This is a genomic window from Kitasatospora sp. NPDC005751 (assembly GCF_040630835.1).
Classification (GTDB): Bacteria; Actinomycetota; Actinomycetes; order Streptomycetales; family Streptomycetaceae; genus Kitasatospora.
The window spans coordinates 144,548-156,155 of record NZ_JBEXYC010000012.1 but is presented as its reverse complement, the minus strand read 5'-3'; the positions used below and the strand labels follow the sequence as shown (position 1 = coordinate 156,155).

The 11,608-nt window shown below is 73.5% G+C and carries 11 protein-coding genes; 7 read left to right on the top strand and 4 right to left on the bottom strand.

From position 1 onward, the window contains the following. Nucleotides 1–64 precede the first annotated feature (64 nt). Entirely contained in the window at nt 65–1,144 is a 1,080-nt protein-coding gene (locus ABZ497_RS15010; RefSeq protein ID WP_359805246.1) for a hypothetical protein, read from the top strand. Between the two features lie 418 nt (nt 1,145–1,562). Continuing rightward, nucleotides 1,563–2,780, top strand: a complete 1,218-nt coding sequence (locus ABZ497_RS15005; protein WP_359805244.1) for a C40 family peptidase — start codon at nt 1,563–1,565, stop codon at nt 2,778–2,780. Between the two features lie 48 nt (nt 2,781–2,828). Here ABZ497_RS15005 and ABZ497_RS15000 read toward each other — a convergent pair whose 3' ends face one another. Then, nucleotides 2,829–3,257 carry a DUF4190 domain-containing protein gene (locus ABZ497_RS15000; protein WP_359805242.1) on the bottom strand — a complete coding sequence of 143 codons (429 nt, stop codon included), beginning with the start codon at nt 3,255–3,257 and terminating at the stop codon, nt 2,829–2,831. A 143-nt stretch (nt 3,258–3,400) separates the two neighbouring features. Here ABZ497_RS15000 and ABZ497_RS14995 point away from each other — a divergent pair, with 143 nt between their 5' ends. From ABZ497_RS14995 to ABZ497_RS14985, 3 genes are all read left to right on the top strand, one after another. Further along, nucleotides 3,401–4,738, top strand: a complete 1,338-nt coding sequence (locus tag ABZ497_RS14995) for a histidine kinase (protein ID WP_359805241.1) — start codon at nt 3,401–3,403, stop codon at nt 4,736–4,738. Then, nucleotides 4,735–5,520: a response regulator transcription factor gene (locus tag ABZ497_RS14990; protein ID WP_359805239.1), complete on the top strand. Its 786-nt coding sequence runs from the start codon at nt 4,735–4,737 to the stop codon at nt 5,518–5,520. Before ABZ497_RS14995 ends, ABZ497_RS14990 begins: the two co-directional genes overlap by 4 nt. A 123-nt stretch (nt 5,521–5,643) precedes the next feature. Next, on the top strand, nt 5,644–6,948 hold the full coding sequence (locus tag ABZ497_RS14985) for a GNAT family N-acetyltransferase (RefSeq protein ID WP_359805237.1): 1,305 nt from the start codon (nt 5,644–5,646) through the stop codon (nt 6,946–6,948). 113 nt (nt 6,949–7,061) lie between these two features. Here the strand turns inward: ABZ497_RS14985 and ABZ497_RS14980 are convergent, their stop codons facing one another. Further along, nucleotides 7,062–7,889 (bottom strand): TetR family transcriptional regulator, encoded by an 828-nt coding sequence (locus tag ABZ497_RS14980; protein ID WP_359805235.1) that lies wholly within the window; start codon nt 7,887–7,889, stop codon nt 7,062–7,064. A gap of 183 nt (nt 7,890–8,072) precedes the next feature. Between ABZ497_RS14980 and ABZ497_RS14975 the strand changes: the two genes are divergently transcribed. Then, nucleotides 8,073–8,615, top strand: a complete 543-nt coding sequence (locus tag ABZ497_RS14975) for an N-acetyltransferase (RefSeq protein ID WP_359805233.1) — start codon at nt 8,073–8,075, stop codon at nt 8,613–8,615. A gap of 18 nt (nt 8,616–8,633) precedes the next feature. Here ABZ497_RS14975 and ABZ497_RS14970 read toward each other — a convergent pair whose 3' ends face one another. Together ABZ497_RS14970 and ABZ497_RS14965 are read right to left on the bottom strand one after the other, a co-directional pair. Beyond that, on the bottom strand, nt 8,634–9,119 hold the full coding sequence (locus ABZ497_RS14970) for an Appr-1-p processing protein (RefSeq protein WP_359805231.1): 486 nt from the start codon (nt 9,117–9,119) through the stop codon (nt 8,634–8,636). A 10-nt stretch (nt 9,120–9,129) separates the two neighbouring features. Next, nucleotides 9,130–10,434 (bottom strand): MFS transporter, encoded by a 1,305-nt coding sequence (locus ABZ497_RS14965; RefSeq protein WP_359805229.1) that lies wholly within the window; start codon nt 10,432–10,434, stop codon nt 9,130–9,132. A 110-nt stretch (nt 10,435–10,544) separates the two neighbouring features. Here ABZ497_RS14965 and ABZ497_RS14960 point away from each other — a divergent pair, with 110 nt between their 5' ends. After that, nucleotides 10,545–11,510, top strand: coding sequence for a LysR family transcriptional regulator (locus ABZ497_RS14960; RefSeq protein WP_359805227.1), 966 nt, complete (start codon nt 10,545–10,547; stop codon nt 11,508–11,510). The last annotated feature ends 98 nt before the right edge of the window (nt 11,511–11,608 follow it).

The window sequence follows — 11,608 nt, the reverse complement described above, 5'->3', positions numbered from 1 at the left end:
GGTGTTGGCCCCCGGGTCATGTCGTGGCAGGACGTACGCAGGACCAGGAACGAAGGTAAGACGCATGACCACACTGCTGGACGGCTACCGCGAGCACATCGTCGCCGCGCACAAGCAACCGCTGTTCCTGCTGTTGGTCGGATTCATCACCTCCTTCGTTCTGATCCGGTTCAGCGTCCGGATGATCCGGGCCAAGGTCCGCTGGTGGCCCGGCAATGTGACCCCCGGCGGCCTGCACATCCACCACATGGTCTTCGGTCTCGGCTTCCTGCTGACCGGCGGCATCGGGGTGTTCGCGACCTACGGCGGCCACCCGTGGATCGATGTCTTCGGACTGCTCTTCGGCATCGGCTGCGGCCTGGTGCTGGACGAGTTCGCGCTGATCCTGCACCTGGACGACGTCTACTGGAGCGAGCAGGGCCGCAAGTCGGTGGACGCGGTGATCTTCGGCATCCTCTGCACCTCACTGCTGCTCGTCGGGTACGTGCCGCTCGGCGTGGTACCCAGTCAGGAGACCAGGTGGGGACTGGTCACAGTGATCTCGGTGAACGCCCTGGTCTCGGTCATCACCCTGCTCAAGGGCAAGATGTGGACCGGACTGCTCGGCATCCTGGTGCCCGGCCTGTCCTGGATCGGTGCCATCCGGCTGGCCCGCCCGAGCAGCCCGTGGGCGCGCTGGCGCTACGCGACCCGTCCGCGGCGCCGGGCCCGCGCGCTCCGGCGTGAGCGACGACTGCACCGGCGTGCGGACATCGCCCGTACCTGGCTTTTCGACCTGATCGCGGGCGCCCCCGACAAGGTGCCGGCCGGCCACCCCGCCGCTCACCGGGTCGCCGAGCGGATGGCCGCCCGGGCCTCCGCCCACCTGGACGCGCACGCCGCCCGCGCGCTGGCCCGGCGTTCCGCCCGGCTGGCCGATCGCCGCTCGGCGGCGACGCCGGGGCCGGGGGGCAGGCAGCGCCCCGGCCCCGGCGGGCCCGCTCCCATCGGGCCCGAGCCCGGCCCCCGGCCGCTCGCGCAGCAACGCCGCCGCACCGTCCGGGCGGGCCGTCACCGCACCTACGCGGTACGTCCGACCGGTCTGGAGCCCCGGCCCGACCGACACCCCCGGCTGAGGCCGCACACCCCTCGGATTCATCGGTAGTTCGTATACCCTGAGCCCCTGGCTGATGATGATTCCCGGTCAGATCATCTGATGGGTCACCCGGCCAGCGGTGCGGGCTTGGGGTGTGAAGGCCGTCCGGCTTGAGAATATGGCGATGAGTGACCGACTTGTCACGTGATGGGATACTTCGCCAGATTCGCTGGGTGGTCGGGGTGACCAGGTCCGCCTGGGGCTCTCCGAAGGCCCACGTCCGACACCTGAGAAGGGATGTCCCGTGGTGCGCAGGCTCCTGCCGACCCTCCTGTTGTCCCTCACCGCTCTGCTCGGGCTGCTTCCCGCCGCTGCGGCAGTCCCGGCGGACGCGCTCGATGACGCGGCGTCCGGGGCCGCAGCCGGTTCCGGTTCCGGTTCCGGGGCCGGTTCCGGGGCCGGGGCCGGTTCCGAGTCCGGTTCTGCAGTGGGGGCGCCGGCCGACGGGGCCTACCCCTCCGCCGAGGAGGTCGACCGCTCCCGGGTCGAGGCCGACCGCCGGGCCGCCTCGGTCTCCACCATCGAAGCCGGGCTCACCGCGGCGACCGCCGAACTGGACCGGGCCGCCCGCACCGCCGAGCAGGCTGTCGAGGCCTACAACGGCGCGCAGGTCGCACTCGCCCGCGCTCGCACCGAGGAGTCCGCCGCCGCCGGACGGGCCGCCACCGCCCAGGCGGCGCGGACCGAGGCCGCCGAGGACGCCGCCCGGCTCGCCGCCGAAACGTACCGTCAAGGCACCAGCGCCGAGCTCTCCGCCGTCAACGCCCTCATCGGCGCCCATGGGCCGCGCGAGGCCGGCGACCAGGCGGCGGTGGTCGGCGTCGCCAGCGACCGCACCCGGCAGATCCTGGACGCGGCCACCTCCACGGCAGCCACCGCGGCCCGCGCCTCGGCCGCCGCCCGCGCCGCCGCCGAGGCCGCCGAGAAGGCCGCCGCCGAGGTCGGTGCGGCGCGGGGCCGGGCCGAGGCGCGGCTGGCCGCGCAGCAGGCGCAGGTCACGGCGGTCGGGCTGCGCCGCGAACAACTGCTCGCCGATCTCGCCGCCGCCCGCCACACCACCGTCGAACTGGAGCGGCAGCGGCGCGAGGCGCTGGAGGCGATCGCCGCCCGTGAGGCCGAGGCCGCGGCCCGGGCGGCCGCCGAGAAGGCCGCTGCCGAGAAGGCGGCGGCTGAACAGGCGGCAGCGGAGAAGGCCGCGGCGGAGAAGACGGCAGCCGAGGCGGCGGGCACCGCGATGGCGCCGGCTCCGAGCTCGCCTCCGGCTGCCCGCCCGTGGTCGGCCGAGGGCGCGGCCGCCGCCGTCGCCTTCGCCCGTTCCAAGATCGGCCTCCCCTACGTCTGGGGCGGCGAGGGCCCCGGCGGCTACGACTGCTCGGGGCTGACCATGATGGCCTGGCGCCAGGGCGGCAAGCAGCTCAACCACTTCGCCGCCGACCAGTACGCGCAGAGCACCCCGATCGGCTACCGCCAGCTCCGCCCCGGCGACCTGGTCTTCTGGACCGACACCGGCCGAGCCGCCGACATCCACCACGTCGGCCTCTACATCGGCGACGACCAGATGATCGAGGCCCCCCGCCAGGGCATGCCCGTCAAACAGGCCAGCCTCTGGATCATGGGCACCCCGGACTTCTACGCCCGCCCGTAGCGGATACGGCCCCGGGGAGAGGGGCCACTTCATTTCGCGTGGCACTGGTCACCCTCCGGTCAGCTGGTGGTGGACGCATTCCGTGTACTGCCGGAAGCTGTCGGGCTGATAGCACTCCTGGGTGTTGTCGGCGTACCAGACAAAGAAGACGGCCATCAGGGCGGACAGCACGATCGCGACGCACGACGCCACCACACCGGTGATGGCGCCGGCCCGGCCGACTCCGGTGCGCTTGGCCGTCCTCAGCGCGAGGACGCCCAGGACCAGGCCGATGACGCCGAGCGGGCCGCCGATGAGGATGATCGAGGTGACCAGGGCGGTGATGCCCACCACCCAGGCGGCCACCGCGGCGCCGTTGCTCGCCGTCGGAGGCTGCGGGCCCTGACGGGAGGTCGGGCCGTGGAGGCCCGCCCCGGTGCGGGGCGGTGCCGGCCGGCTCGGTACTTCCGGCGCCGTCGTCCGTCCTTGAGCATTCATCAGCCGTACTCCCGTCCCGTCGATTGGTCAGGGCATGATTGTGAGTTCCGGGGGGCGGGGTGCACATCGCTGAAAGGCGGGATATATCGATCCCCCGATCGGGGGAGGTCGACGGCGGACGTTCCGGCAATACTGGCTCGATCATGGTTAAGGGACTCCCGCCGCTGTTGCGCGGCTTCACATTCTCGGGCGCGCTGTTCGCGTTCGGCGGCGCGCTGGCAAGCCTTCCGCTGGTTCCTCTCGCGATGCTGCCGGCGGCAGCCTGGCGGACCGCTCCCTACGGGGCACAGGTCGCCATGACGCTGTCGGCCTGGGCGGCGATGATCGCCGCGGTCGGGCTCGCGCGCCCCACGCGGCAGGTGCTGATCTCGTGCGCCCGCCGTCTGCTGCGGGTACCGCTGCCGGATCTCGTGGCCGCCCGCCGCCCCGTCCCCTCCCTTTCGCACGACACTCTTCCCGGAGCGCCGTCCGTCAGCGTGCAGGCCGTGACCGGGCCTGCCGTCAGCGCGCAGTCCGTCACTGGCCGGTCCGGGGCCGACCGTTGGCGGACCCCGGCCTGGCTGCTCCTGCACGCGGCACTGGGGTGGACGGGAGTGCTGGTGAGCGGCGCCCTGTTCATCGCCGGCCTCACCCTGCCAGGGGGCTGGACCGGGGCCGAGGCGGGGCTGAGCCTCTTCGGCCGTTCGATGCGGCCGGGGACGGGCTGGGCGAGCTGGGGGGTGGCGCTGGTCTGCCTGCTGCTGGCAGCGGCCGGCTGCATCGTCGTGACGGGCGCCCTGCGGTGGCTCGCACCAAGGCTGTTGGGCCCGTCGGCGGCGGAGCGCCTCGCGCTGGCGGCCGAGCGTGAGCTGCGGCTGGCCGAACGCAACCGGTTGGCACACGAGTTGCACGACTCGATCGGTCACACGCTGACGTCCGCCACGATCCAGGCGGCGGTGGCGGGCGAGGTGCTCGCCGCCGATCCGGTGGCCGCGCGGGCCGCCCTGCGCAGCATCGAGGAGTCGACCCGGGCCGCGTTGGAGGACTTGGACTACGTGCTGGGCGTGCTGCGCGAGGAGAAGGCGGGAACGGCCCCGACCAGGACCTTGGCCGACCTGCCGGAGCTGCTGGACCGCTTGCGGCATGCGGGCGCGGTGGTGGTGTCGGAGCTGTCGGGCGAGCCGGCGCAGGTGCAGGGGACGCTCTCCCGGGCGGCGTACCGGATCCTCCAGGAGGGCCTGACGAACGCGTTGCGCCACGGGGCGGGCGGTCCGATCGAGGTCCGGGTGGCGGCCGCGCCGGACGGACTGTCGCTCAGCGTGGTCAACCCGGTCAGGTCGGCGGCAGCCGGCAAGGGCCCGGGCGCCTTCCCCACGTCCGGCCACGGCCTGCCCGGGCTGGCCGAGCGCGTGCGGTTGCTGCACGGTGAGATCGAGGCCGGCCCACACGGGCCGCAGCACTGGCGGTTGGACGTCCGGCTGCCGGTACGGTTGTCCGCATGATCGGCACGACCGGCTCCGGGCCGGCTGAGGCCGCCGCGACCGGCCCGGACGCGAGCCCGGCGGGCGCGACCGGTGACGACACCGGCGCCGCCACCACGAGCCGGGCCACCGCCGGCCCCACCGGCAACCCCGTCACCCTGCTGATCGCGGACGACGACGAGGTGACGCGCAGCGGTCTGCGCATGTTGCTCGCGGTGCAGCCGGGCATCGTCGTGGTCGGGGAGGCCGCCGACGGCGTCGAGGCGGTCGAGCAGGCGCGGCTGCTGCGGCCGGACGTGGTCCTGATGGACGTGCGGATGCCGCGTCGCAACGGAATCGAGGCGACCAGGCAGCTGCTGGCCGACTCGGCCGATGCGCCGAAGGTCGTGGTCATCACCACCTTCGAGAACGACGGCTACGTCACCGCCGCGCTCAGCGCGGGGGCCAGCGGGTTCGTGCTCAAGCGGCTCCCGGTCCGGCAGATCGCCGAGGCGGTGAGGGTGGTGGCGGCGGGAGAGGCGATCCTCTTCCCGGCGGCCCTGCGCCGGATGGTCGCCGCCCGGCCGCTGGGTTCGGCCGAGGCGTTGCCGAGGGCGGCGCTGACCGGGCGGGAGGAGGAGGTGCTGCGGTTGATGGCCACCGGTCTGTCCAACCCGGAGATCGCGGACTCGCTCACGGTGAGCCAGGAGACGGTCAAGACGCACGTCGGAAACGTGCTGACCAAGCTCGGCGCACAGAACCGGACCCATGCGGTGGTGATCGCTTACGAGTCCGGCCTGGTGGTGCCGGGGTGCGCCGCCTGACGCCACCGGCGCGGAAGGGTGGGCCGACAGCGCGGGACCCGGCCGTGCACCGGCCCGCGCGGCCGATTTCGGGGCGGCCGAAAATGAGGTGCCGTCGCCGGAGGGCGGTCGTACCGTGACGTCATGGGCAACGATGTGGACGGCGGTACCCGCGATCCGGGCAGCGCCCAGCAGACAGAAGGCATCGGCGGAGTCGAGATCCGTGCGATCGCCAAGGACGAGATCGAGGGCTGGGACCGGGCGCTCGCTCTCGGATTCCTCCGTTCACACGTGGACAGCGCGGCGGACTTCCGTCGCCAGCAGTGGGCGCCCGGCCGGGTGCTCGGCGCCCTGGACGCCGGCCGCTACGTCGCCACCTTCCGCAGCTTCGACGTCGAGCTGACCGTCCCCGGCGGAGCGGTCGTCGAGGCGGACGCCATCACCTCCGTCACCGTGACCGCCACCCACCGCCGGCGCGGCCTGCTCCGCCGGATGATGACGGAGGATCTGGCGGCCGCCCGGGAACGCGGTTCGGCCGTCGCCATCCTGGTCGCCGCCGAGTACAACATCTACGGGCGCTACGGCTTCGGCCCGGCCACCCGCGGCCACGGCTGGAACATCGACCTGCTGCGGGCCCGGGGTCTGCGCGAGGGCCTGCCGACCGTTCCCGGTGGGCGGATCGATCTCGTCCGTATGGAGGAGCTGCGCAAGGTCGGCTCCGAGCTGCACGACCGCTGGCGGCGCACCCAGCCCGGTGCGATCGCCCGCAACGAGCTCTGGTGGAGGCGCCAGACCGGGGACGTCCAGGTACCGGGCTTCGAGTGGAAGGAGCCCTTCGCCGCCGTCCACCGCGACGCCGAGGGCACCGCGACCGGCCTGGTCGTCTACCGGGTCGACGACACCTGGGACGGCAGCTACCCGAACTGCACCCTCACCGTCGTCGACTTCCTCGCACTGGACCGGGGCACCGCCGCCGAGCTGTGGCGGTTCGTCCTCTCCGTCGACTGGGTGCGCAAGGTCGTGGTGGAGAACATCGGACCGGACGACCCGCTGCCGCTGCTGCTGGCCGACCCGCGCGCCGCCACGCCCTACGCGGAGAACGCCGACTTCATGTGGCTCCGGGTGCTCGACGTCGAGGCGGCCTTCAACGCCCGGACGTACGGCGCGCCCGGCCGGGTCGTCCTGGAGGTCGAGGACCGGGACGGCTACGCGGCCGGCCGGTGGGCCGTCGAGGTCGCCGCCGACGGCAGCGGCCGCTGCACCCGCACCGACGACGAGGCCGACCTCGCGCTGGGCGTCTCCGCGCTCGGCTCGCTGTACCTGGGCGGCGAGACCGCCCCCCGACTGGCCGCGGCGGGCCTGGTCACCGAACTGCGCCCGGGCGCGGCCGCCGCCGCCGACCTGCTGCTGCGCACGCCCCTGCTCGCCTGGAACCCGGACAACTTCTGAGTCGCGCGGGTGAGCCCACGCATCCGGGTGTTCACGGCCGCGTGTTCACGGCCGGGCGTTCCCGATATCGGGAGCGCCCGGCCGTCGCATGTGTTCCAGGGCGGAGGTGGGCCCTATTTGACGGCGTTCTTTCCGATGGTGGGCAGGATGAAGTCCTGAATGAGGCCCTTGGCGTCGCGGACGATCGGCCGGAACACCCGATAGCGCGAGAGGTTGATCACCCGGGCCGCCATGGGGGTCGAGCGCCGGACGAACTCCCGGGTCCGCTCGGTGTCCTCGGTCCGGTCGAAGACCCAGTAGAGGACCACGACCATGAGGTGCAGCCAGAGCACGTCGGGCAGCAGCTCGACCAGCTCGGCGTCCAGCTTCGGCGCCAGGTCGGAGCCCTGCAGCACATCACGGAACAGCTCCACAGCCGTGGCCCGGGCCGGGTGCGATTCGTTGGAGAACGGGCTCAGCGCGCTGTTCGGGTCCGCCGCCGTCCGGAAGAACTGCGCCGCGAACTCGTGGTACGGCGCGGCCGTGTCGAGCCAGGAGGTCAGCGCGATCTCCAGTCGCTCGGAGAAATCCCGCGTCTTGGCCATGCGATTCCTGGCGTCCGCCGCATGGTCGTACGTCATCCGGTCGTAGAACCCCTGGATCAGGAATTCTTTCGCCGAGAAGTAGTAATACGCGTTGCCGACCGAGACACCGGCCTCGGAGGCGATGGCGCGCATGGTGGTCTTCTCGTAGCCCCGTTCCTGGAAGAGCCGCATCGCGGTCTCCAGGATCAGGGCCCTGGTCGCCTCGCTCTTGTCGGTCTTCGGCTGCGCGCGACTGCCGTGCACCTCGGCGGGTGGTGCCGCCGGGGTCGACGGCGTGCCGGGCGCGACCTCGGGGCCGTCCGTGCCGTTCGTGCCGCTCTTCTTGTTCGTACCGTTCGTCGCTGCCAGGTCGTCCACGGCCCCGAGCCTAGCCGGATCGCCCCGCGGCGGCCGGTGTCGGTGCGTGCGGTACCGGATGCCCCCTCCACATCCGGTACCGACGCCCCGCCCCATCCATTTCGAACGCGTTCAAAAGCATCGGGAGACTGTAGGCGCAAAGTTCGATCATGATCAAGTCCGGCCGTGTGGGACGCTCGTCCCATGGACATCACCATCCGCCGCGGCACCGCGGACGACAGCGGGGCCGTCGCCGAGCTGCACGCCCTCAGCTGGCGGACCACCTACACCGGCATCGTCCCGGCGCGGGCGCTGGGCGACGGACTGACCGCCGAGCGGCACGAGGTGTGGGCCCTGCGGCTGGCCGCCGACTACGGCGAACCGGCCAACACCCCGGAGCTGCTGATCGCCGAGCAGGCCGGGAGCGCCGTCGGGTTCGCCTACGTGGTGCCGCAGCCCGACGGCCGGGTGCTGATTGACAACCTGCACGTCCGGCCCGACCGCACCGGTGGCGGCATCGGCCGCGCGCTGCTCGACGCCGTGCGCCTGCACGTCGCCGAGCGCCACCCCGGAGCCGACCTCTACCTGGAGGTGCTGCGCGACAACACCCGGGCGGTCGCCTTCTACGAGCGCGAGGGCGGTCACCGGACGGCGGAGCAGGAGGGCGTCTTCCCGGGCGGATACGTGCTGCCCGAGTACGAGTACACCTGGCCCGCCGCCACACTGACGGTCGGATCGCGGAGGTAGCGAACCGGTGGTGGTCGGCTAGTCATGGTCGTAGACCGTCACCGGCACCCCCTGATCCACCAGTCGGGCCGTCACCAGCGGCTCGACCAGCTCCCAGCGCCCGCCCGCCAGGCCGCAGCCGATCCGGGGCATGTGGACGGAGGCGCCGAGCGCGAGTGCGTGTCCGGCCAGTGCCGCCAGCGCGGAGTCGATCGCCCCGTACCGCACCGGTGGGCCCGTCGACCGGCCCGTCCGGATGCCGCGCTGGCCGACCATGTTGGCCACCCGGATGTACGGCTCGACCTGGACCATCTGCACCGCGCCCAGGCCGAAGTCGTTCTTCGCGCGCTCCCGGTGCCAGCGGCGGAACGCCGCCTCAGGCTCCGGCCAGCGCCGTGAGAGCGCCAGGACGAAGCCCTTCCCCCAGCCGCCGAGGTCGTTGCAGACATGGGCGATCACCTTCACGCCCTTGCCCTGGGGCGCGGTGGCATCGCCACGGACGTATCGGATGGTCGCCGGTTCCATGTCGAGCACGCTAGTGCGCGGCACTGACAATCCGTCCGGAACCCCGGGGCGCCGGGGGAGCGGCCGGCGTCCGCAGGTGGCGGCGGCCGGCCAGGGCGATCAGCAGGGCGAGCGAGGCGGCGCCGGCCGGCAGCCAGTAGCCGGTGCCGGGGGCGGTGTGCTCGGCGACCGCGCCGGCGAGCGCCGCCCCGGCCGAGATGCCGACCACGATGCCGGACACCGCCACCGCCATGCCCTCGTTCAACTGCCGCTCCGGCAGCAGCTCCTGGACGAGCGTCATACCGGTGACCATGGTCGGGGCGGTGCCCGTCCCGGCCACGAACAGCGCCGCGCCGAGCAGGACGAGCCCGGCCCCGCCGAGCCCGGCGGCCAGCGGGAGGAGCAGCAGCACGGCCATCGCCGTGACGCCGAACAGGAAGCGGACGCCCGCCGCCCGGCGGGGCCGAAGCAGGCCGAAGACCAGTCCGGCCACGCAGGAACCGCCTGCCACCAGCGCCAACAGCCCGCCCGCCAGCGGCTTGTGGCCGAGCGCGTCGGCGTACGCCACGGTGGTGAGCTCCATCGAACCGAAGACCACGCCGGTGGCGAGGAAGGTCAGCAGCAGCACCCGTAGCCCGGGGGTCCGGAGCGGAGAGCCGTGCCGGTGCGCGCGATCGGCGGGGTCCGAGCACTCGGGGCGGGGTCCGGACCGGTCGGGCGTCGAGCCGGGGCGCCGGTCCGCGAGCGGGGGTTCGGTCCGGCGCTGGGCGGCGAACAGCAGGGCGCCGGCGCTGCCGAAGACCCCGGCGGCGAGCAGACCGGCCTCCGGTGCGACGGTGGTGCAGAGCACCATCGCGAGCACCGGACCGGCCATGAAGCAGAGCTCGTCCAACGACTGCTCGAAGGAGTTGGCCAGGTGCCGGGCCGCCGCGTCGTCCCGGTACAGGTGTGCCCAGCGGGCCCGCGCCATGCCGCCCAGGTTCGGTGCCGCCGCGCAGGCCGCCCAGCAGGCGTACAGCGTCCAGTCCGGTGCGTCGAACCGGACGCAGAGCAGCAGGCCGACGAGCGGGACGGCGTTGTACAGGGTGGCCGGGACGGTGACGCGGGCCTGCCCGTACCGGTCGACCAGCCGGCCGAGCAGCGGCATGCCGATCGCCCCGGTGGCCAGGCCGACCGCCGCGACGGTGCCCGCCAGCGCGTACGAGCCGCGCCGCTCCGAGAGCAGCACCACCAGGGCGACGCCGGTCATCGACATCGTGAGCCGGCCGAGCAGCCCGGCCAGGGTGAAGGCGGCGGTACCGGGCAGTGCGAACAGCCGGCGGTAGGAGGCGGGCATGGAACTCCTCGTGGAGGGGTGGGGGAGGGCTCCAGCCTCGAACAGCCGCCCGCTTCCGGTCCAACACCTGTTTCGCCGTACTCACATCAGGCTGTTGTTAATCTGCCGCCATGCCCCATGACCTGCACCCCCGGCTGCTCCGCGGCTTCGTCGCCACGGCCGAGACGCTGCACTTCGGCCGGGCCGCCCAGCGGCTGCACGTCGCCCAACAGGCGCTCAGCCGCGACGTCCGCACGCTGGAGAAGCTGCTCGGCGACGCGCTCTTCACCCGTACCACCCGCAGCGTCGACCTCACCCCGGCCGGGCGACGGTTGCTGCCGCAGGCCCGCCGGCTGCTGGCCCTGCACGACGAGATCGTCAACGGTGCCGAGCGGCGCCCACTGCTGCTCGACCTCAACAGCGACGTCTCCGGGCCGGACCTGACCACCGAGCGGGTGCTCGAACGGGCCCGGGCCGCCTGGCCGGAGGGCGAGATCCTGGCCCGCTTCCTCGGCGGACTCGCCGCGGCCGCCGAGGAGTTGGCGGCGCACCGGCTGGATGCGGCGTTCGGGCGCTTCGCCGGTCTGCCGGCCGGCCTGCGTGCTCAACTGGCCCAGACGCCGGTCCGGCTGGAGCGGGTCTCGGTGATGATGGCGGTCGGCCACCCGCTCGCCGACCGGCCCGCGCTGCGGCTCGCGGACCTGGCCGGGCACCCGGTGGACGTCTGCGCGGGCAATCCGGCCACCACCGAGTGGGCCGACCTGGGGACCTGCCTGCTGCGCGACTACGGCCTCACGCCCGCCGCGCCGTACGCGCCGCCGGTCGGGGTGGACGAGACCGCCCGCTACCTCACCCGGCACGGCGACCCGATGCTGACCACCGTCGGGGGCCCGCTGATCCCCGGTGTGGTGAACGTGCCACTGGTCGATCCGGTGCCGTTGACGCTGGTGAGCCTGGTGCGCCGGTCGGACCTGCGGCACCCGGGGCTGTCCGCGCTGGAGGCGGCGGCCGCCGAACTCGGGGCGCGCGAGGGCTGGCTGAGCCGCCCGGCCGGCAGCTGGCTGGCGGAGGCGGACGCCGCGCTGCTCGCGGCGTAGGCGTCCGTAGCCGTGGGGCGGGGAGGCTCGGGGCGCGGCCCGGGCGGGCGCGGTTCGCGGCATGAACCCGCCCCTGCCGTTCGGGGGTCGGCAGGGGC